Raw genomic sequence first — 22,295 nt, 5'->3', positions numbered from 1 at the left:
TCCTCATGAGTTTCCCCATTGTTCGTAATCGCCGCTTGCGCGGTAATGCAGCTATTCGTAATTTAGTTCGCGAAAATCAGGTAACAGTTAGTGATCTGGTACAGCCTATTTTTGTAACCCACGGGACTAACGTCAAGTCCGAAATTGCTTCCATGCCTGGCGTTTATCATCTGTCACTAGATATGCTAAAAGCCGAGATTGATGAAATTACATCGCTGGGTATCCAAGCCATTCTCCTGTTCGGAGTTCCGGATTACAAGGATGCAAAAGGTACATCTGCTTATATGGACGAAGGTATCGTGCAGCAAGCTGCTCGTTTCATCAAAGAGTTGAGCCCGAACTTGCTCATTATTGCAGATACTTGTCTGTGCCAGTTTACGGATACAGGCCACTGCGGCGTCATTCATCATCACCCAATTACTGGCGCTGCTGACGTTGCGAACGATGCATCTCTTGAGCTTCTGGTGAAAACTGCCGTTTCTCAAGCGAAAGCTGGCGCGGACATTATTGCTCCATCGAATATGATGGATGGTTATGTACATGCTATTCGTTCTGGTTTAGATGAAGCAGGCTACGAAAATACGCCAATCATGGCGTACTCAGTGAAGTATGCATCCGCTTATTACGGTCCATTCCGGGATGCTGCCCATTCCACGCCGCAATTCGGTGATCGCAAGACGTACCAGATGGATCCTGCCAATGGAAGAGAAGCACTGCGCGAAGCAGAAAGCGACGTTGTAGAAGGTGCAGATTTCTTAATGGTGAAGCCGGCTCTTGCTTACATGGACATCATCCGCATGCTCAAAGATAATTTCGACCTGCCGGTCGTGGCCTATAATGTGAGTGCTGAATACTCCATGATTAAAGCTGCTGCCCTGCAAGGATGGGTTAATGAAGAGGCAATTGTTATGGAAACTATGCTAAGCTTCAAGCGCGCTGGTGCTGACATTATCCTGACGTACTTTGCCAAAGATATTGCCCGCTATTTGAAAAACAGCTAATTTTAAAAGTCAGAACCATTCACCCTAGAAGGCGCAGCCGAGCAGTTTCCCGTGGAAATTGAACCGCTGTCACATCTAGATGCGGATGGTTCTTTTGTCATACATTTGTCGCAAAACGTAAGCTTACGTCGGTTGTGACAGGGGTATAATTAGGGCATAATGAATGAGAATAGATGGAAACCAGAGGAAGGTGCCTCATGAGCTACAACGATAATTTTATTAAAGCGTGCCGGAAAGAACAGGTAGATACACTGCCGGTATGGTATATGCGTCAAGCGGGTCGCTACGATCCGGCTTATCGGAAAATTAAAGAAAAGTTTACCTTGCTCGAAATTTGCAAACAGCCGGAGCTTGCTGCAGAAGTTACAATGCTGCCTATTAAGAAGCTTGGTGTTGATGCGGCAATTCTCTATTCAGACATCATGAATCCCGTTGCTTCGCTTGGGATTGATTTTGATATTGTCAAAGATGTTGGTCCTGTTATTCATACGCCGGTTCGGACAGCACAGGACGTTGAACGTTTGCGTCCGATTGATGTGGACAAGGATTTGTCCCATATTATTGAGACGATTCGCATATTGGATAAAGAACTTGAAGTTCCTCTTATTTCATTCGCGGGTGCGCCGTTTACGATCGCCAGCTACTTGATTGAAGGCAAGCCGTCCAAGAGCTATATTCGTACGAAACAGCTTATGTATTCCGAGCCTGCCGTTTGGTTTGCCTTGATGGACAAACTGGGTGACATGGTGATTACTTATTTGAAATCCCATATTGCCGCAGGTGCGAAGGCTGTTCAAGTGTTTGATAGCTGGGTAGGCGCGCTGTCTCCTGCAGATTTCCAATTGTATGTATTGCCCACAATGGAGCGGATTTTCAAGGAACTTTCCCACTTGAAGGAACCGAAAATTTATTTCCCTGGGGTAAGCTCAGGCGAATTGCTCCCTTATTTGCATAATTTGCAAGCGGATGTCATTGGTTTGGATTGGCGGATTCCGATCTCGGTAGGACGTGAGCGAGTAGGTGAACGATTCGCGGTGCAGGGCAACTTGGATCCTTATATTTTAACGGCACCTATGCACGTTATTGAGCAGCAGGCGAAAGCTATCATGGATGATGGCATGAAGAAGCCCGGTTATATTTTCAATCTTGGACATGGGCTATTCCCGGAGGCGTCGCTGGAAAAGCTCAAAGATTTGACGGCATTCATTCATGCGTACTCGCATTCCGTGTTAACTCAACAAGCAGAAAAGAGTGGTGTTTAGGATGACCAAACGTCGCGTTGGTGTATTAGTTATGTCCTACGGGACGCCGGAAAGCCTTGATCAGGTGGAAGCGTATTACACGCATATTAGACGTGGGCATCCGCCAACACCTGAGCAGCTGCACGAATTAACTGCGCGGTATGAAGCAATTGTAGGCGGATTCTTTCCGCTGCGTGAAAATACGAATAAGCAGGTAAAAGGTCTCGAGGACACTTTGCGCGCCGAGCATCCGGAAGTTGAATTTGTGTGCTATCAAGGCCTGAAGCACGCTCAGCCATATGTAGAAGACGGTGTAGAGCAAATGGTCAAGGATGGGATTACAGAGGCTGTAGGTGTCGTTCTGGCGCCTCACTACTCGACAATGAGCGTTGGCGGCTATGTGAAAAGAGCGAAGGACAAGGCAGAGGCGCTGGGACTTAGCATGAGCTTCGTACTGGATTACCACCTGCATGCTAAATTGATCGATGCTTTAAGCACTCGGGTAGATAAGGCTCTCACGAAGTTCGCTAATGTAGATAAAGGTGACGTACGTGTTATTTTCACGGCGCACAGTTTACCTGAGAAGATTCTAGAAATGAAAGATCCTTACCCGGACCAATTGCTCGCGACATCCAAGGTTATTGCTGAACGTGTAGGATTGACGAATTGGCAATTCGGCTGGCAGAGCGCGGGCCAAACGGCAATGCCATGGCTGGGGCCTGACATCTTGGATGTGCTTAAGCAAATTCATAAAGAAGAAGGCGTGAAGAACGTTCTGCTATGCCCAATCGGATTTGTTTCCGATCATTTGGAGGTTCTTTACGATATCGATATTGAAGCGCAAGCTTTGGCCAAGGAGCTGGGCCTGCATTTAGAACGAACGGAATCACTCAATACGGACCCTTTATATATGCAAACATTAAGCGATGTTGTCTACACCAAATGGCAGGAAGCAAGTGAACAGTCATGAGCTCCCATACACCTCACTACATGATCGTTGGCGGGGGGATAACTGGGCTTAGCGCAGCTTTTTATTTAAAGAAACGGTTGGAAGCAGAGGGTGTTCCCTTTCGTATTTCTGTGGTGGAGAAATCACCGGCGTTTGGCGGGAAAATTCATACGATTGAGAAAGAGGGCTTTGTCATCGAAAAGGGGCCAGACTCCTTTCTTGCTCGGAAGCGGCCTATTATCGATCTAGCCTATGATCTCGGACTTGAACAGGAGCTTACAGGCACGAACCCTAAGGCCAAAAAGACTTATATTGTGCGTCAAGGGAAGCTGCATCGTATGCCTCCGGGTTTAGTGCTTGGTATTCCCACACAAATGACACCGTTCATGAAGACAGGCCTTATCTCTCCGCTCGGCAAAATACGGGCAGCCTTAGATCTGGTCTTACCTAAACGTGAAATCACGAATGATGAGTCTTTAGGACACTTTCTGGAACGCCGATTAGGCAAAGAAGTATTGGAGCGTATTGTGGAACCGCTGTTAGCGGGAATTTATGCGGGCGATACGTTCAATCTCAGCTTGAAATCAACGTTCCCTCAATTCCGAATGATGGAGCAGAAACATCGAAGTTTGATCCTGGGGATGATGGCGAGCCGCAAAAATGTTCCCGAAGAAACGGCACACTTACCCGCAGCGATTCGAAGTTCAGTTTTCGTCACGTTCAAGAAAGGGCTCAAAACGCTCGTTTCTGGCCTAGTGTCAGCACTGGATTCAGCGGATCTGCGCACGGGGTTGGGCGTTGCTTCTGTTCGTCAGAGGGGGCAGCAAGCAGAGGTCACATTTGAAGATGGGAGCAGCGAAATCGTCGATGGCGTGATTCTAACGTCGCCGACCTATCAGGCTGCCCAAATGTTAGCTGATTTCCCAGCAGCAAGCGAGCTGAAGAAAATTGATTATATCTCTGTGGCGAATGTGATCATGGCGTTTGACCGGAAAGATATTCCGTTTGAACTGGATGCCTCGGGATTCCTAGTTCCGAGGAATGAGGGCAGCACGATCACAGCGTGTACGCTAACCTCTGCCAAATGGCTGCACACGGCGCCAGAAGGGAAGGTACTGCTGCGTTGCTATATCGGCCGTTCAGGCGAGCAGGAGTGGCCTGCGTGGTCAGATGAGCAGCTGATCAGCAAAGCGCGTCATGATCTGCGCAGCTTGCTCGGTTTAACGGCAGAGCCGCTATTTACAGAGGTGACGCGTCTTAACCATTCGATGCCCCAATATCCGGTAGGGCATCTGGAGCAGATCGCGCGCTTCCGCGAAGAGCTGTCGGCCGCAATGCCGCAGGTTTTGGTAACGGGCGCAGGTTTCCATGGCGTTGGCCTACCTGACTGCATCAGGCAGGGGAAAGAGGTTGCCTGGCAGCTTGCAGACCGTATCGTTGATCAATCCACTAAGGAGTCAGCTGTAACTACAGCCTCCGTCTAACGAAGCTTGGCCAGATCCAACTTGAAGTCAGAAGGGGAGATGGCCAAGATTTGTTTTTCCTCTAAATCACGAATGACTTGCATGAGGATCACTTTTTGCACGCCGGCAAGCTGTGAAATTTCATCGAAATTGAGCACGAGCTTGATGATAATCTTATTGTCTGAGCGAATGCCATGCTTATTAGCCATTGTAATTAAGCTTTTGATGACCCGCGTTCTAGCATCTAAAAAGGTCAAATCATATACCTGCTGATTCGTATCGCGCAGCCGGTTGCTAAGTTCTTGCATAATGACTAAAGTAATGTCAAAATGATTGCGCAGCAGCTCAAGGAAGTTCTGTGCTGTCATGGAGAGCAGTACACAGCTTTCCAAGGTTTGCGCCGAGGCTGAACGCGGCTTGCCGTCGATCAGTGACAGCTCGCCAAAGCTCTCCCCTGATTTGCAGATGGACAGTATTTTCTCCTCGCCGGAGCTGCCGGTTGTGAAGATTTTGACGGATCCGCTGACAACCATATAAAAAACGTTGCCGATTTCTTTTTCGGAAAAAAGGACGGTATTCGCATGGTAAGAGCGTCTTATGCAAATCTGTGCCAGCGCATTCTGCTGATTTTCATTTAACCGAGCGAATAAAGGGACTCTTTTAATATAATCAAGCATGGTAGGTACCGCCTTTTATTGGTATAATGTCAACATTTTAGCACAGAAAGTTTAACGGGGGGTATTAAATTATGGAAAATTCGAGCAGAATCGACACGCGTTCTTCAGCCGCTTTTCAAGAATCCAAGAAGGTCATTCCCGGTGGCGTCAACAGTCCTGTTCGCGCCTTTAAATCGGTTGGACTCACTCCGTTGTTTATGGACAAAGGGTTCGGATCCCGCGTTACGGATATCGACGGCAACACGTTTATTGATTACGTAGGCTCTTGGGGACCGCTTATTGTAGGACATGCACATCCTGTCGTGCTAGAAGCCATTAAAACGACGGCCGAAAAGGGGACGAGCTTTGGTGCTCCGACGCTGTTGGAGACGCAGATGGCGCAGCTGGTCATCGACCGAGTACCCTCCATCGACATGGTTCGGATGGTGAACTCAGGCACAGAAGCGACGATGAGCGCCTTGCGATTGGCTCGGGGCTTTACGAAGCGCGACAAGATTGTTAAGTTCGAGGGAAGCTACCATGGGCATGCAGATGCGCTGCTGATCAAAGCCGGTTCCGGTGTGGCTACCTTGGGCTTGCCTGATAGTCCAGGTGTCCCTAGCAGTGTGGCTAGCAATACGATTACAGTGCCATATAATGATCTGGCTTCTGTACAGTTGGTATTTGAGAAGTTCGGCGAAGAAATCGCCGCTCTGATCGTTGAACCGATCGCTGGGAACATGGGCGTTGTACCTCCTGCCCCGGGGTTCTTGGAAGGACTACGTGAAATTACGAAGCAATACGGATCTTTGCTTATCTTTGATGAAGTGATGACAGGCTTCCGCGTGCACAAGAACTGCGCACAAGGGCTGTACGGCGTTACACCGGACTTAACCTGTCTGGGTAAGGTAATCGGAGGTGGACTCCCTGTAGGCGCTTATGGAGGCCGTCTGGACATTATGGAGCAAATGGCTCCGGCTGGTCCGATCTACCAAGCGGGCACTCTGTCCGGAAATCCGCTGGCGATGGCAGCAGGTTATGCCACATTGTCGCTATTAGGCGAGCCGAATGCCTATGAGGAGCTGGAGCGCAAATCCGCGATGCTTGAAGCAGGATTCACACGCAATGCGGCTGAATTCGGTGTAGCAAGCACGATTAATCGCGTAGGATCGATGATTTGCCCGTTCTTTACAGAGACGAAGGTTACGAATTATGAAACAGCGAAAACGTCCGATTTGGCTAAATTTAATGCGTACTTTGGTCATTTACTTGATTTAGGTGTTTCGGTTGCGCCTTCGCAGTTTGAAGGGATGTTCGTATCCACGGCTCATACGGATGAAGATATCGCGGCGACGATTGATGCTCATCGCGAGGCCTTGAAGAGATTGTAAGCTGGCGATGCCCGTTCAAGGGGAAGGGATTGACCCAAAGGTCGCAAGACCTAGAGGCAGCCCCTTCCCTTTTCTGTAAATAAGATTCTTTAGGGACTCCTATCTGCGCAGAAAGCGTTGTTTTTCATAAATAGGAGTCTCTAAAGACTTTTATCTATGGTGAAACAAGCAATTCACCCCCCATACACGGAGCGATAAGAGTCTTTTGAGGCTCTTATCTGCGCGCAAAAAATGGTGGTTTTTCGTATATAGAAGTCTTTAGAGACTCTTATTGGTAAGCGGCACGGGTAAGTGGCCATTGCAGAAATAAAAGGCCACTTACTTCCCTAATAGAAAAAAGAGGCTGTATCTGAGTCATCTACGATCGATGACTTCGGATACAGCCTCTTTTGCGGTCCTATGTAACCCTAGCCTAGCTTATTTCACTGGAGGGCTGCTAGTCACGGGCTGAGAAGGAGTTGCTCCATTTGCCCCATTGCTGCTGCCCTGCTGGCCTTGCGTACTGTTCGAGCTCGGCGTTGGTGTCGCGCTCGGTTTTGGTGTTGCGGAAGCTCCTGTTGAGGAGCCTCCGGAACCTGTTGTGCCGCCGCCTGTTCCCGGTGTAGGAGTCGGGGTTGCCGATGACGCTGGTGGGGTCGGCGTTGGTGTTGATGTTGGTGTTGTCGTCGGTGAAGTTTGCGGTTTCCCCGTCGAACTTGGTTTGCCAGAACCGTTATCTGATTCTGAAGGGTTCTGTGTTGTTCCGCCATTCTTGACTGGATCATTGCTGGATTCAGGCTTTTGGGACGGTGTTGGCGTTGCTGTTGGTTTCGGTGTTGCTTTTGGCGGCTTCGCTTTGATCTCAGCCTGCTCTTTCAAGAAATCAGGGTGATCATAAGCACCGCCTGGATCGATGTTTGTAAGTCCTGCCCAAACGTTTTTGACTTTTACTTCATCTGGATGATCGAAAACAAGGAAAGCTGACGGCAGTCGGCGCTCACCATAACGGCTGGAAGGCTTCGTGATCAACTCGTCGTTGTAGACCATCTCGGAAGATGCTCCGCCATCCAAGAAACCTGCGTTAATAACGCCATCTGCCAGAAACATATCCTGTACTTCCTTCAGTGTTGCACCCACACTTTGCGTTTGGCGGCCGTCGATGACGATGAAAATAACGGTACCGTCCGCTTTTTGACCTACGGCTGTACGAGGAGCACGTCCCCAGCCGCCATCACCGCTTGTAATGAGCGGTTTGCCGTTCGCGATAACACGCGGATAGAACGAAACGGCATCTGTAACGCCAAGCTTCAATAGATCGTCAATCGTATATTTTCCGATAATAAGCGTACCTTCTTTGGTAAACCCAACAATATGCTGAGGAATGCTGCCTTCTTGGTCGGTATAAAGAATTTCTCCGCCGGACATAATAGCTCCAATTGGGGCAAATCCGTTGCCTAGACCGTCCGGATCGTTAAATCCGCCGCCGTTGACACCTGCGACAGCGCCTGTGCGCTGAACCATCGAGGTGATTCTCTCGCCTTCGCCTTGCTTAGCAGGAACGACTACGCGAATGGTTCGCGGATCGTAGACATACATCTTTTTACCTTTCCAGAACTGACCGGAGATATCTTCGACTTTCACGAGACTTTCAATGGAACGATTCGTATTAAACTGAACGGCTTGCAAGTCTTGTTTTTCTACCGAGTTGACCTCAGTTAAATTTTGCATTTCAAGAACCATTTGGTCTCTACGCTGTGCCCCTACGAAAATCCAGGCCCAGTCTCGATGCTGCGTGGTGATGACCGTCTTGGCCAAATATTCACGAATAAATGTTCCAGGCGGCGTCAGAAATAAAAAGCTTGAACTCAGGAATGTACATACTGCTATAACAAGTAAAATACGCTTTAACCAACTGTAGCTGCGAAAATGTTCTATTATTGAACTACCCAAGTTGTTCCTCTCCTGCTCTAGTATTCTATTTGATGATTCAATGTCGAAAAAAATCAATACTAGACTTATATTATCATATTTTTGCATGCAATTGATATTGGTAATTGTTAAAATAAAATGTACGTCATCCAATATTCTTAAGGAGTTATTGATATATGAAACGCTACTACTTTTTTGATTTTCCGATAGATTTAATGGCTTTGACTCTCGTTTTCCTGCTTATTTTACTTGCGATCGTATTTTCTTTTCATAGAGGGACACGTTCATGACCGTATGGAAACGCAGTGGGGAGTGGCTGGAACTTCCTCTTCCGAATGAGACATGGAAACCTTTGAAGCCAGGTGGCGTAGATGAAATTGCAGCTTTGCTGCCGGTTCCGCGCAAGTACTTTCTGCGCTTAGCCTCTCAGGGGCGTATCCGCGTACAAGACAATCTGGTAAGACTGCATGTGTTTCCGAACGAAGAGGCTGCCTTCAAAGCTGAACGCCAAGCGGTTGACGTCTTGTTTGAGGACGATTTCTGCCTTGTCGTCAATAAACCGGCAGGCATGTCTGTACATCCTTCGGAAGTTGGTCAAGGCGGTACGCTGGCTTCTGCCGTCGCCTATTATTATGAATCGACCGGTCAAGCCTGCGCCGTGCGACATATCCATCGTCTAGATCAAGATACGACTGGTGCTGTTTTATATGCCAAAAATGAATGGGTGCATGTGTTGCTTGATGAAGCGATGCGGGATAAGCGGATTGATCGTCGGTATGTTGCTCTAGCAGAAGGAGTTTTCAAAGAAAAGCAAGGAACAATTGATGCGCCTATGGGCAAAGACCGCCATCATTCCGGTAAGCGCAGAGTAACAGTTGGCGGCGATCAAGCTATGACGCACTATCGTGTGCTGCGCCAATTGAAGCAGGCTGCGCTTGTGGAGCTGGAACTGGAAACAGGCCGCACCCATCAGATACGGGTGCACTTAAGCCACTTAGGGCATCCACTAATAGGCGACGTCTTGTACGGCGGTTCTGCCCGTATGTTTCATCGCCAAGCCCTGCATGGGGAGAGACTTACGTTCGAGCACCCTGTTACACACGAGCTGATTGAGGTTCATGCCCCGTTGCCGCTTGATTTCCAGCAATTGCTGGACAAAGCCGAGGCGACTACAAAAATGTAGTCATGCCTCGCCCTTACCACCCATATACTTAGAAAGACAAACAAGTAAATGGACCAGCAATCCGAGAATGCCTTCGGCATCCGGGTTTGATGGAAGGGAGGATTATTCCGGTGTCTGAACAACAACCAGGTCTGAGATTCGATATTTACGAGCGTGTTCATTTGCAGGAGGATTTGGCGGGGATACAAGAGTTGAATGATGTAGAATTGGTTCCTCACATTCAGGTACTTACTTTGGATGATCAGGCGATACTTAAAGGGAATTTGCTCCTTACGGGCAATTATGCCAGCGAAGAGGGGGGAGCCCCCAGACTACTTGAGCATTTGATTCCTGTAGAGATCACATTACCCCTGAATCGCATTCATCGTGTAGAAGACATTCAAGTGGATATTGAGAATTTTGACATTGATTTATTATCAGCGCGGAGTTTGAATGTGACCGGCGTGTTATCCCTGCAGGGCGTCGAAATTGTTTCGGCTCCGGTGGAGAGCTGGCGGGAGGAAGAGGAAGTTACGTTCGTGCATGAGCTTAATTTCCCGCGGTACGAGCCGCCTGCTACCTATCCGGTTCAGCCTATTCAAGAGAATCCGACGATTCAACCGATTCCAATGCCCTATATGCAGCCGACTCCCCAGTTTCAGCAGCCAACGGTTCAACCGATGCCGACTCCGATGCCTACGCCTGTGACACAAATGCCTACACCGATGCCAATGCAAATGGAAATGAATGAAGAGCCCGCACCTGCGCCTTCTTTGCAGCAGGTACCTTCGTCTTTGCAGGAAGATGACTGGGATGATGGCGGCTCAGCAGTCGTAGAAATTGAGCAAACTGAATTGAAGGTGAGCCCCCATTCGGACAGCACGGTGGTTACGGAAGAGAAAAAGGATCTCAAAGTTGCGTTCGGTAAGAAGGCCAATGAGGCTGTCGATCTCAACCCGTATGGCCTCAAGTCACTACTCTCGAAAGCGGGCTCTTACCTTACGGACAAGAGGCGGGCTGAGGAAGAAGCGCAAGCTGCTCTTGCCGAGGAGTCGCGCATAGATGCCGTTGAATGGAAGCGTCTGTTTCTTCAGAACCAAACGAATTCTCAAGAATTTAGAAAACTGAAAATGTGCATCGTTCAAAAAGAAGAAACGTTAGAGTCGATTGCCAAGCGTTATCAGCTCAACCCTCGTGAGCTGCAGTTATTGAACAGACTCGGCGATCAAGAGATTTCAGCAGGGCAGGTTATTTATCTTCCCAGATAATTGACTGGATACATAGGCAAGAGCCTCTGGCCATTTTCACGGCTGGGGGCTCTTAATCTATTCCGGAACATCTTTTTTGAAAGCGGCATATTTTACATATAAACGGTAATACTTGAATGATATATTGACTCTATTTCAAATGTTCGTTATCATATGATGTAAACCTTTTTGAGTAATATTGGAAACGTTGATAGGGAGTAGTAGGCGGAATGCCCTTCAGAGAGTGGAACTGCAGCGCTGAAAGGTTCCATAGGAAGCAACCGAACGAAGTCGCCCTGGAGTTGTGAATGTGACGGTAAGCGCCCGCGATCCGCGGAGGAGCTCACTTAGCATTTGCCGGCCGCAGCCGTTATCTGTTTGAGAGCCACGCGCTTCAATTTTTTGAAGCTGCGCGGAATAAAGGTGGTACCACGGAAGCAAGCCTTTCGTCCTTTGCGGGCGGAGGGCTTTTTTTGTTTGATTTAACCAAGTAAATGAGCTTAATTACAGGCCTCATAAGCCTATTTAACAGAGATAAAAGTAATGGAGGTAATCTTATGACCGAAACGAATGAAACCAAAGAGCAACTTCAAATGCCTACCACGTACGACCCCAAAGAAGCGGAGCGAAAGTGGTACGATTACTGGATTAAAAATGAGTTTTTCAAAGCAGGCGGTCGTCCAGAGGCGGAAACTTACACGATTGTGATTCCTCCTCCTAACGTAACGGGTATGCTGCATATCGGGCATGCGCTTGATTTTACGCTGCAGGATATCTTGGTTCGTACGAAACGGATGCAGGGCTTTGACACGCTTTGGCTGCCTGGCTCTGACCATGCGGGTATTGCGACACAAACCAAAGTTGAACAGAAGCTCCGCGAGGGTGGCCAATCCCGCTATGATCTGGGACGCGAGAAATTCCTTGAGAAAGTATGGGAATGGAAAGAGCAATATGCGAACACGATCCGCGAGCAATGGGCCAAAATGGGCTTTTCCTTGGACTATTCCCGTGAGCGTTTTACGCTCGATGAGGGGTTGTCACAAGCCGTTCGTGAAGTTTTCGTTAGCTTGTATGAAAAAGGACTTATTTACCGCGGAAACTATATTATTAACTGGGATCCGGCGGCTCGTACAGCGCTATCGGACATTGAAGTTGAATATAAAGAGGTTCAAGGCGCGCTTTATCATTTGTCTTACAAAACGACAGACGGACTGGATTCCATCGTTGTTGCTACAACGCGTCCAGAGACGATGCTTGGAGATACGGCGGTTGCTGTACATCCGAAGGATGAGCGTTACAAGCATTTGATCGGCAAGAAATTGCTGCTTCCAATTGTAAACCGCGAGATTCCGGTTATTGCAGACGAGTATGTTGAGAAAGAATTCGGAAGCGGCGCTGTGAAAATTACACCTGCCCACGATCCGAACGATTTCGAAGTAGGGAAGCGTCATGATCTGCCACAAATTCTTGTGATGGATGAAACCGGCACGATGAATGCGAATGCGGGTCCTTATCAAGGCAAAGATCGTTTCGAATGCCGCAAGCAAATCGTTGCTGATCTGAAAGAACAAGGCGTTCTGATCAAAATTGAAGAGCATGTTCACCAAGTAGGTCACAGTGAGCGCAGCGGTGCCGTCATCGAGCCGTACTTGTCCACACAGTGGTTCGTAAAAATGCAGCCGCTTGCCGATCAAGCGATCGATGCGCAGAAATCAGGCAAAGGCGTTAACTTCGTACCAGACCGTTTTGAGAAGATTTATTTGAACTGGATTGAAAATGTTCGTGACTGGTGTATTTCCCGTCAGCTCTGGTGGGGACACCGCATTCCAGCTTGGCACTGCGCAGACTGCGGCCAAATTACGGTATCCCGTGAAGACGCTTCAGCTTGCACACATTGCCAAAGCACGAACCTTAACCAAGATAACGACGTTCTTGATACATGGTTCAGTTCCGCTCTATGGCCATTCTCCACATTGGGCTGGCCGAATGATACGGAAGACCTTAAACGCTTCTACCCTACGAATGTTCTAGTAACGGGATATGATATTATCTATTTCTGGGTAGCCAGAATGATCTTCACTGCCCTTGAATTTACGGATCAAATTCCGTTCAAAGACGTATTGATGCATGGACTTGTACGTGACTCCGAAGGCCGTAAAATGTCCAAATCGCTTGGCAACGGTGTAGACCCGTTAGAAATCATTGAGAAATATGGCGCAGATGCTATGCGCTACATGATATCTACAAGCAGCACGCCAGGGCAGGATCTCCGCTTCCGACTAGAGAGAGTGGAGCAGGCTCGGAATTTTGCCAATAAGATCTGGAATGCCTCGCGCTTTGCGCTTATGAATCTCGAAGGCGTTAAAGCCGAAGATATCGATCTAACAGGTCACCTTGGCACAGCAGACCGCTGGATTCTGCATCGTTTGAACGAAACGGTTCGCGATGTAACTCGCCTAATCGACAGCTATGAATTCGGTGAAACTGGCCGCCTGCTGTATAATTTCATCTGGGATGATCTTTGTGATTGGTACATTGAGTTTAGTAAATTGAGCTTATACGGCACAGATGCAGACGCGAAGAAGAAGACGCAATCGGTGCTGGCTTACGTGCTTGATCACACACAGCGCTTGATTCATCCGTTCATGCCGTTCATTTCTGAAGAAATTTGGCAGCATTTGCCGCATGAAGGTGAAACAATTACGCTTGCTTCTTGGCCGACGGAGAACCCGGCGTTCGAATCACCGGATGCTGTTCGTGAGATGGAGCTTCTGATGGATGCAATCCGATCCGTTCGTAACATCCGCTCCGAGGTTAATGTTCCGATGAGCAAAAAGGTTGAGCTGCTGATCAAACCGGCTAGCAGTGAAACACAAAGCATTCTTCAGCGGAACGAAGAGTATCTGAAGCGTTTCTGCAACACATCCTTGCTGCAAATCGATGCTGAAATGACCGCGCCAGAGAAAGCGATGACAGCGATCATCACAGGAGCAGAGTTGTTCTTGCCGCTGGCCGGGCTGATCGATATTGCCCAAGAACTCGTGAGGCTGGATAAAGAGTTGCAATCCCTGCATGGCGAAGTTGAACGTATTGAGAAAAAGCTGGGCAATGAGGGCTTTGTGGCCAAGGCGCCTGCGAAGGTGATCGAGGAAGAGAAGGCTAAACTTGCTGACTATGCGGATAAGCGGGATAAAGTGATTGCTCGTTTAGCGGAATTAAAGGGTTAATTTCGATAAAATCAACGATTGCCTAGTTACGTATACAAGGTTATTCATATAGTAAATGAGGATGAGATCGATGAACGAATTCAAAGACAACCATCCGGTTGCTTTCCAAAGTGCGCAAGAAGCGATTGCTTGGATTGTTGGACGGATGGAGAAACACGGGATCAAACCGGGACTAAAGCGGATGCAGATGTTGATGGAGAAACTCGGTCACCCCGAACGCAGATTGAAATTCATTCATGTGGCGGGAACGAATGGCAAGGGCTCCACATGCGCTTATTTAACTTCTGTTTTGCGGGCATGCGGTTATGATGTGGGGACGTTCACGTCCCCGTATTTGGAAAAGTATACGAATCGTATCCAAGTGAACGGTGAGGACATTCCAGACGCAGATCTGCTGAGACTAGTGAATGACATGTTGCCTGTTATTGACGAGATTGCCGAAACAGAACTCGGCGCTCCGTCGATGTTTGAAATTTCTACGGCGCTAGCTATTATGTACTTCGGCAAGGTGGCTTATCCTGATTATGTAGTATGGGAAACGGGCCTGGGGGGAAGGCTGGATAGCACGAATATCGTGAATCCGGTCGTAACCGTCATTACCAATGTGGGTCATGACCATATGGACATCCTTGGAGATACCATCGAAAAAGTAGCCGCGGAGAAAGCCGGTATTATTAAAGCCGGTGTTCCAATTATTACAGCGGCCCAGCCTCATGAGGGCTGGAGCGTTATTGAACAAACGGCGAAAGCCAAGAAAGCGACACTTTACACGCTTGGAGATCAATTCGAAATCGCGAATGTGACAAGTGAATTGGATCTTCAAACCTTTGATTTCAAGGGGCCATTCCGGCCGATCCCTGGCGTGCCCATTTCGCTGAATGGTGAACATCAGCTGAAGAATGCCGCTGTAGCTGTGATGACGCTGGAAGTACTTCGTCAATACTATGCGTGCATCGTAGATGATGAAGACTTGTACAAAGGGTTAAGAGAGACGCGCTGGCCTGGCCGGCTTGAGATGATTTCGAACGAGCCTCGAGTTTTGCTTGATGGTGCGCATAATCCTGAAGGTGCTGCGACACTTGCGGCTGCGCTCCAAACCGTCTATAGTTACCGAAAGCTGAATCTGATGATGGGAATGCTTTCGACAAAGAATCATACGGGCTATCTCAGGCATATACTACCATTGGTGGATACACTTATCATTACGGAACCCGATTTTCATAAAAAAGGGGATGCCGAGATGCTTGCCGAGCTGGCACGTGAACTTATTCATGATATGAACCTTCAGGTGGATATCGTGGTCGAACGTGAATGGAAGCGGGCATTAGAAATCCTTACAAGCAGAACTGAGCAGGATGATCTGGCGGTCGTATCCGGCACGCTGTATTTAATCTCTGATGTTCGTTCTTGGATTACCTATCAAACCGATTCTGAAAAAGGATGGTGAGAACGGCGTGAGTCAAGCAGAACACGTACATTTTATTGGTATCGGCGGATACGGCATGAGTGCAATTGCCAAAGTCATGCTTGAGATGGGTTACCGGATTTCCGGTTCCGACCTAGCACACCAAGAGTTAACGGAAAAGCTAAAAGCGAAGGGTGCGCAAGTTTTCATAGGGCATGAAGCTCGTAATGTTTCAGGTGCTGATTTGGTCGTTTACTCGACAGCCTTATCCAAAGATAATGTGGAGATGCAAGCGGCGGAAGAATTAAATATCCCTGTTATTCACCGTTCACAGATGCTGGCAAGACTTATGAATGAACGCAAAGGCATTGCGGTTGCAGGAGCTCACGGCAAAACGACGACCTCCTCGATGATTGCTCTGGTTATGGAAATTTGCGGTATAGACCCGACTTATATTATCGGCGGCGAAATCATGAATGTGGGCAGCAATGCCAAAGCAGGCAAAGGTGAATTCGTTGTAGCGGAAGCCGATGAAAGCGATGGTACTTTCCTTCAATATCATCCAACGCTTGCGCTAGTAAATAACATTGAAGCGGATCACTTAGAGAATTATAACGGTGATTTCGAGAACTTAAAGCAAGCTTACAAGCAATTCCTCAGCCAAGTGAGACCTGGTGGTAAAGCGATTGTTTGTCAGGATGATATGTTCTTACGCGAAATGATTCCGAACATACAAAGCGAAGTCATCACGTATGGAATAGATAATAACGCTGATTATGTAGCCAGCGATATTTCGTTAGGCGACCGTAAGGTTACGTTTAACGTTCACAGCAAAGGTGCGCTGCTTGGGCAGGTTAGCTTGTCTGTACCAGGGAAGCACAACGTTTATAACGCATTAGCGACATTAATCACTTGCTTGGAAGCAGGACTGCCTTTTGAGAAGATTGCTGAGGCTATTCAAGAGTTCCGGGGTGCGAAGCGTAGATTCCAGGTGCTTGGAGAAGTAGAAAACATCCTGGTCATTGATGACTATGCGCATCATCCGACAGAGATTCAAGCTACGATTTCTGCTGCCAAAGCAACAGGCAAACGAATCATTGCTGTCTTCCAACCTCAACGCTATACGCGTACCTATTATCTTTTTGAGCAATTTAGCCGCTCTTTTGATGAGGCGGATGAGGTTATCATTACCGATATTTATTCTCCTGCAGGCGAGAAGCGGATAGAAGGAGTAGATTCAGCTAAACTAGTTGAATTGATCAAGAGCAATAGCAATCCTAATGTTCAGCACATTGCCACAAGGGAAGAAGTTCTGAGCTATTTAATCGAACATGTGCAGCCAGGTGATTTGGTGCTGACCATGGGTGCCGGAGATATCTGGAAAGCGGCCGACGGTTTAGCGAAGTCGCTGCGCAAGAAATACGAGACGAACGGTTAGAGGAAAGATCGCTGTAAGCCAATTGGCTTGAGGCGGTCTTTTTTTGTTCAACCAAACATATTTCAATTCTCTCAATCATAATCTAGTAACAGAAGATTTGGACAAGATGACGGCGAGTCCGTTTCCAAATACATTTTATGAGGAGTGAATGGCATGAGTAAAGCAAGAATCACGTATCGTTTCGACTCCAAGGAGCCGACAGAATCCACCCGTAAAGCCTCGCGAGTATCGGGTCCTGAAGAAAAGGTGATTCCACTCTATCAGGAAGAGTATAAAGTAGTACCGAATTCTCCCAATGATGGACCAAACTCAGAAGAGATAACACCCTATCAACAAGCTGAGAGAGAGCAAGTAGAAAGTCTGTTTGAGCCGCATGCGCTGAATACGTTCACGACCGACTTTGGCAGTTGGAATAGCCAGATTGAAACGGAAGGCGAAAGAGTCGAACGAATTATTCGCGAGTCTCAAGCCATCCGGGAGCAACAAGCGAGCAGAGAGGTTCCTGTCCAAAGACCTGAGCCAATAACGGAGCGGAACCGCGATGAATGGTCGAGCTGGACGCACAAGGGGCCTTATGTAGAACCGGAAACAGGTGCTAGATATGCCAAGTCAAACGGTGCGCCATGGATCCGCATTGCAACCTCGGTAGCAGGTGCTGTCGTAACGGGAGTCGCTTTTGGATTTTTTGTTCTCTCTATGTTTTCACCATCGGATCGTACCCCGACGGATACAGCGTCCGGTAAAAATACAATCGCTGTACCTTCAGCAAATGTAGCGGCTGTCCCATCCAAAGCACCGGGCGGTGCGACGAAAACAGGCACAGATCAAGCAGTTGGCGTTCCTGCAACGGCTGGTGCTGTAACACCGGTTCAAATTCCGGCTAAATCCTACACGTTCCTGCAAAACGGGGTATTCAGCTCCTTGCAGGGAGCTCAGGCTATCCAGGATACGCTGAAGAAGAAAGGCTTGGCATCCGCACTCGACAGTTCGGATAAGCTCACGGTGTTTGTAGGTTTTGCCAATAACAAGGATGATGCTACGACCCTTAGACAACAAGTCCAAACCGTGGATAAAACAATTGAAGTGTATATCAAAAGTTTAGACATTCCGGCAGCAACAGGAATCCGTTGGGGCGGTCAAAAGCCCGATTCGGTACCTGCTTTCTTAGCAGAAGGAAATAAGCTTGTGAATACGATTAATGAATTAGCTCTTATTCATCTAGCTGAAACGACGCCGAGCGCGCTTTCCGATAGTTCCCTGCAAACGATTCACGCCTCTCATCAATCACTGACGATGTTATCTACGGCGCTGAATGAAGGCTTAAGCGACGACTCCAAGCCTATTGTCCAGAAGATGACATCAGCGCTGAACAGTGCTGTACAGTCGATGGATGAGTACAAGAAAAGTCCTTCCACAGCGATGCTCTGGCAAGCTCAAACGTCCATGATGCAGTACATCCTTGCACAGAAAGATCTACTCAAGAAAATAAGCGTATCTTAACCTGAAAAAAAGCAGGTGTCTTCAAGGCTCATCTGAGCTTTTGAAAACACACTGCTTTTTATTTTGTGTAATAACGATCTAATAGGGCAGCAATCTCTGCGCGCGTCATCGTTTGCTCCGGTTTGAACGAAGTATCCGTGATGCCGTTAATTATGCCTTTCTGTTTCAACGCATAAATCGCGTTGGCACTCCATAAGCTCGCTGGCACATCGTCAAATGTTACTTTAAGAGCTGGGCTTTGCCCACCGCTTTTTGTGGATAGCTGGATGAGGCGGTCGAAGAGATAGGCGACCTCGCCACGGGTGATCGGCTGTTCAGGGCGAATTGTTCCATCGGCATACCCCTGAAGCAGATTTAATTTTTGCGCCTTGGCGAATACAGGGCTTGCCCAGTAGGAATCGGGCAGGTCTTTGTACGTGCGATCAGCCGCCTGGCAGCTGTATACCGCAGATGTGACGGTTCCACTCGGCGTACAAGCTGATTCTAGTTTGTCGAATGAAAATACGCGATCCATCAAAGTAAGGAATTCGGCTCTTTTCAAAGCGCGATCCGGTTCATAGCGATTAGCAATGCCATCAATGATGCCTTTATTTTTCATGCGAAGAATGGATTCCCTTGCCCAATGCCCTAAGGAATCTGTGAATAAAGGCGGTGTATAAGCCGCAATGCCGTTCGCAATGCCAACGGCCATTTTCGCTCGAATAGCATCATTCGCAAGCAAAGCTGCATCGCTGGATTGGCTTAGGAAAGCTGTTTCCACAAGAATACTTGGAATGCTGCCCATTCTGGCTACGTAAACCGCGCTTGGGACCAAGCCCAAATTTTTGGTGCCAGCTGCCGATACCAAGGAATCCAATACATGCTGGGCCAAATCTTTGCTGTATGGTGTTAATTGTTTCATCTTGTCGCTTGCGGGATAATCCTCTTGGGGGTAGTCGTTGTCGTAGTACAGCACCATGCTGCCTTTGGTAGTGCCATTCGGATGCGCATTAGCGTGGACGGATACGAATAGATCCGCTTGCAAGGCATCTGTAAAATTTACGCGCTCAGCGAGTGACCAATACGTGTCATCGGTTCTTGTCATGACGACCTCGTAACCTCGCTTCGTTAGCTCGTCCCGCAGCTTTTGCGTGATGTCGAGGTTGACATCTTTTTCCTTCAAACCGTTCACGCCCGAGGCACCGGGGTCGCTCCCGCCATGTCCGGCGTCGAGAACGATTTTGTAGGCAAAAGCTTGATAAGGAAACGCTATCGTAAGTATAAAGGTGAGTAGAACAAGTCTTTTAAGTAGAGTCATAGTTGAAGTACCTCCAATAATCTATCTTACTAGGATCAGCTAAGGATGTAAGCAGGTAAGAATCACCATCTGGCTACATTTTTCATGGAAAAAATTAGAGCGTGCCCGTATAATAATGCTTGTACATAGACGAGAGGATGACAGCGATGAAAAAAAACACGTTTACATTAGTCATATTTTTAATCATCGGATTGATAACCGGGATTATAGTCGGCCAGCTGCTGGCTCCTGTTCCTGCTCTATCTTTTTTAACCAAATCGGCCTCGATTACTTGGGATCCAAAGGCAGATCTGCAAGTTGTGAAATATGAGCTGCATCTTTTGGTGAGACTAAATTTGTGCAGTATTCTTGGATTAGTGGGGGCTTTCCTCCTGTATCGCAAGCTGTAATCGGCATGGAATCCTATTCGGACATGATCATAAACTAGGAGTTGTTTCTTTTGAGCAAATCACCAAACGATGGACAAAGATTAATCCTTGCTTCATCCTCGCCGCGGAGGCAGGAGCTGATTCAAGGACTTGGACTACCCTATATCATTCGGGTGAGCGACGCGGATGAGACCGTAGAAGGGAAAATTACTCCTGCCGAACTAGTAGAAGTTCTTTCCATTCGCAAAGCGTCAACCGTTCGCGAGATGCTGGAGTCCAGTGAAAAGCACGGGATTATCGTTGGTTCTGATACGGTCGTTGTTCTTCAAAATGAAGTTCTTGGAAAACCAGCAGACGAACAGGATTCCTTCCGGATGTTGAAAGGTCTGCAAGGCACGACGCATCAGGTGTACAGCGGGGTCGCTTGCATTGACGCAGCTACTGGGAAGCATGTGGTTTCGCATAGTGTAACGAATGTGAAGATGAAAGCTATGTCAGATGAGCAAATTCGTCGATATATCGCAACAGGGGAGCCTAAGGATAAAGCCGGCTCATACGCGATTCAAGGGATTGGCGCTACCATCGTCGAATCCATTGAAGGGGACTATTTTACAGTTGTTGGCTTACCGCTTTCCTTGCTTAGTGATTTGCTGCTGAACTTCGATATTCAAGTCCTGTAATCGCTTCTTTCCAGTCGTTCACACATTGACTGTGTAATCTGTAACGGTTACAATGACAGTAAGCAACATGATATCGCACTCTTCAGGGAGGATTGGCCATGAACAGCGAATTTACAATAGCCGTCCACAGTCTCGTATTTCTTGCAAATTTGCCTGATCATATGGCAACCAGTGAAGAAATTGCTACGAATGTATCTACACACTCTGCTCGTATACGCAAAGTTATGGGTTTTCTGCGAAAAGCAGGTTACGTTACAACCAAAGAAGGCATCGGGGGCGGATTCATTTTCTGCCGTAATCCGGATGATGTGACACTCGGTGAAATTTACCGCTTAACCTGTCACGGCTCTTTGAAGCCAAGCTGGTGCTCCGGCGATGAGAAGAATAACGAGTGCATCATTTCATCCAAGATGGATAAGCTGATGGGCAACGTTTTCGCTGACGCCGAAAAGCAGATGGAATTGTACTTCGATGGATATACCATCGGTGGTATGCTGGAACGAATCAAAGCCTATGGATGCCCAGAATTGAATAATGAGCAGTTATCCTAGAAGCCCTCGGATCTTATAATCCGGGGGTTTTGTGTCGTTTTGGGACCCTTATCGCGAATGAATGGGATACGGATAAGTAACACAACCTACAGATGGAAAGAGGGGAATTGATGGAATTGATGGAAGTTACAAGTTTAATGCTGCGGGAAGTGCCGACGGAGGAAAGGCCTAGAGAGAGGATGCTCCAATATGGAGCAGGTGCCTTAAGTCATGCCGAACTCTTAGCGATTATTCTTCGAACAGGAACGGTTTCGGAATCAGCGGTTCGTCTGGCAAGCCGGATCTTAAGCGAGTCTGGGGGCTTGCGCAGCCTTGTGGACATGAGCAAAGATCAGCTTACGCAAATAAAAGGGATTGGTGATGCCAAAGCACTGCAAATTTTGGCTGGTATCGAGCTCGGGCGGCGAATTGCCAAGAGTACATTCTCAGAACGGATTACGATTCGTTCACCGAAGGATATCGCTAATTTAATGAGCGAGGAGCTTCGTTATTTGCAGAAGGAGCATTTCGTTTGTTTATTTTTGAATACGAAAAATCATGTGCTTGCACAAGAAACACTCTCCATGGGCAGCTTGAACGCGTCCATCGTCCACCCCCGCGAAGTTTTCCGTGCAGCCATAAAGAGGAGCAGCGCGTCTATTGTTTGTGTACATAATCATCCTAGTGGGGATCCCACGCCAAGTCCGGAAGATATACAGCTAACCCACCGTTTGGTGGAAGCAGGAACTATTATTGGTATTGAAGTGTTGGATCATGTTATCATAGGTGATCAGAGATTCATAAGTTTGAAGGAAGAAGGCTTTATGTAATA

The 22,295-nt window shown here is 47.8% G+C and carries 18 protein-coding genes; 15 read left to right on the top strand and 3 right to left on the bottom strand.

Going from position 1 to position 22,295, the window contains the following annotated elements; all coding sequences use genetic code 11:
* Nucleotides 1–5: 5 nt before the first annotated feature.
* From hemB to hemG, 4 genes are all read left to right on the top strand, one after another.
* Nucleotides 6–1,001: a porphobilinogen synthase gene (gene hemB, locus GQF01_RS27965; protein ID WP_161410239.1), complete on the top strand. Its 996-nt coding sequence runs from the start codon at nucleotides 6–8 to the stop codon at nucleotides 999–1,001.
* A gap of 197 nt (nucleotides 1,002–1,198) precedes the next feature.
* Entirely contained in the window at nucleotides 1,199–2,263 is a 1,065-nt protein-coding gene (gene hemE / locus GQF01_RS27960) for a uroporphyrinogen decarboxylase (protein ID WP_161410238.1), read from the top strand.
* 1 nt (nucleotide 2,264) lies between these two features.
* Nucleotides 2,265–3,212 carry a ferrochelatase gene (gene hemH, locus GQF01_RS27955; protein WP_161410237.1) on the top strand — a complete coding sequence of 316 codons (948 nt, stop codon included), beginning with the start codon at nucleotides 2,265–2,267 and terminating at the stop codon, nucleotides 3,210–3,212.
* Nucleotides 3,209–4,675, top strand: coding sequence for a protoporphyrinogen oxidase (gene hemG / locus GQF01_RS27950; RefSeq protein WP_161410236.1), 1,467 nt, complete (start codon nucleotides 3,209–3,211; stop codon nucleotides 4,673–4,675). The genes hemH and hemG overlap by 4 nt, the downstream gene beginning before the upstream one ends.
* Here hemG and GQF01_RS27945 read toward each other — a convergent pair.
* Nucleotides 4,672–5,331, bottom strand: coding sequence for a Crp/Fnr family transcriptional regulator (locus GQF01_RS27945; protein ID WP_161410235.1), 660 nt, complete (start codon nucleotides 5,329–5,331; stop codon nucleotides 4,672–4,674). The two genes, hemG and GQF01_RS27945, sit on opposite strands and share 4 nt — an antisense overlap.
* A gap of 71 nt (nucleotides 5,332–5,402) precedes the next feature.
* On the opposite strand from GQF01_RS27945, the gene hemL reads away from it, so the two are divergent.
* Nucleotides 5,403–6,701: a glutamate-1-semialdehyde 2,1-aminomutase gene (gene hemL, locus GQF01_RS27940; RefSeq protein WP_161410234.1), complete on the top strand. Its 1,299-nt coding sequence runs from the start codon at nucleotides 5,403–5,405 to the stop codon at nucleotides 6,699–6,701.
* 417 nt (nucleotides 6,702–7,118) lie between these two features.
* On the opposite strand, the gene GQF01_RS27935 is transcribed toward hemL, so the two are convergent.
* Nucleotides 7,119–8,630, bottom strand: a complete 1,512-nt coding sequence (locus GQF01_RS27935) for a phosphodiester glycosidase family protein (RefSeq protein ID WP_235960583.1) — start codon at nucleotides 8,628–8,630, stop codon at nucleotides 7,119–7,121.
* 265 nt (nucleotides 8,631–8,895) lie between these two features.
* On the opposite strand from GQF01_RS27935, the gene GQF01_RS27930 reads away from it, so the two are divergent.
* The 6 genes from GQF01_RS27930 (at nucleotide 8,896) to GQF01_RS27905 (ending at nucleotide 18,588) form a co-directional block, all read left to right on the top strand.
* Nucleotides 8,896–9,792 carry an RluA family pseudouridine synthase gene (locus GQF01_RS27930; RefSeq protein ID WP_161410233.1) on the top strand — a complete coding sequence of 299 codons (897 nt, stop codon included), beginning with the start codon at nucleotides 8,896–8,898 and terminating at the stop codon, nucleotides 9,790–9,792.
* Nucleotides 9,793–9,902: 110 nt separating this feature from the next.
* Entirely contained in the window at nucleotides 9,903–11,039 is a 1,137-nt protein-coding gene (locus tag GQF01_RS27925; protein ID WP_161410232.1) for a LysM peptidoglycan-binding domain-containing protein, read from the top strand.
* A gap of 536 nt (nucleotides 11,040–11,575) precedes the next feature.
* Nucleotides 11,576–14,245: a valine--tRNA ligase gene (locus GQF01_RS27920; protein ID WP_161410231.1), complete on the top strand. Its 2,670-nt coding sequence runs from the start codon at nucleotides 11,576–11,578 to the stop codon at nucleotides 14,243–14,245.
* 61 nt (nucleotides 14,246–14,306) lie between these two features.
* Nucleotides 14,307–15,692, top strand: a complete 1,386-nt coding sequence (locus tag GQF01_RS27915; protein WP_161410230.1) for a bifunctional folylpolyglutamate synthase/dihydrofolate synthase — start codon at nucleotides 14,307–14,309, stop codon at nucleotides 15,690–15,692.
* Nucleotides 15,643–17,088 carry a UDP-N-acetylmuramate--L-alanine ligase gene (gene murC / locus GQF01_RS27910; RefSeq protein ID WP_202556753.1) on the top strand — a complete coding sequence of 482 codons (1,446 nt, stop codon included), beginning with the start codon at nucleotides 15,643–15,645 and terminating at the stop codon, nucleotides 17,086–17,088. The genes GQF01_RS27915 and murC overlap by 50 nt, the downstream gene beginning before the upstream one ends.
* Nucleotides 17,089–17,241: 153 nt before the next feature.
* The gene (locus GQF01_RS27905) at nucleotides 17,242–18,588 is read left to right on the top strand and encodes an SPOR domain-containing protein (RefSeq protein WP_161410229.1); all 1,347 of its coding nucleotides are present in this window, start codon (nucleotides 17,242–17,244) and stop codon (nucleotides 18,586–18,588) included.
* 58 nt (nucleotides 18,589–18,646) lie between these two features.
* Here the strand turns inward: GQF01_RS27905 and GQF01_RS27900 are convergent, their stop codons facing one another.
* Nucleotides 18,647–19,885, bottom strand: coding sequence for an N-acetylmuramoyl-L-alanine amidase (locus GQF01_RS27900; RefSeq protein WP_161410228.1), 1,239 nt, complete (start codon nucleotides 19,883–19,885; stop codon nucleotides 18,647–18,649).
* Between the two features lie 146 nt (nucleotides 19,886–20,031).
* On the opposite strand from GQF01_RS27900, the gene GQF01_RS27895 reads away from it, so the two are divergent.
* From GQF01_RS27895 to radC, 4 genes are all read left to right on the top strand, one after another.
* Complete coding sequence (locus tag GQF01_RS27895; RefSeq protein WP_161410227.1) at nucleotides 20,032–20,274, top strand: DUF4321 domain-containing protein; 243 nt, start codon at nucleotides 20,032–20,034, stop codon at nucleotides 20,272–20,274.
* A gap of 50 nt (nucleotides 20,275–20,324) precedes the next feature.
* On the top strand, nucleotides 20,325–20,933 hold the full coding sequence (locus GQF01_RS27890; RefSeq protein WP_161410226.1) for a Maf family protein: 609 nt from the start codon (nucleotides 20,325–20,327) through the stop codon (nucleotides 20,931–20,933).
* Nucleotides 20,934–21,031: 98 nt separating this feature from the next.
* Complete coding sequence (locus GQF01_RS27885) at nucleotides 21,032–21,484, top strand: RrF2 family transcriptional regulator (RefSeq protein ID WP_161410225.1); 453 nt, start codon at nucleotides 21,032–21,034, stop codon at nucleotides 21,482–21,484.
* 119 nt (nucleotides 21,485–21,603) lie between these two features.
* The gene (radC, locus tag GQF01_RS27880) at nucleotides 21,604–22,293 is read left to right on the top strand and encodes a RadC family protein (protein ID WP_161410352.1); all 690 of its coding nucleotides are present in this window, start codon (nucleotides 21,604–21,606) and stop codon (nucleotides 22,291–22,293) included.
* Nucleotides 22,294–22,295 lie beyond the last annotated feature (2 nt).

This window comes from Paenibacillus silvestris (assembly GCF_009882985.1).
Classification (GTDB): domain Bacteria; phylum Bacillota; class Bacilli; order Paenibacillales; family NBRC-103111; genus Paenibacillus_E; species Paenibacillus_E silvestris.
This window is presented reverse-complemented; position numbering and strand designations above follow the sequence as displayed.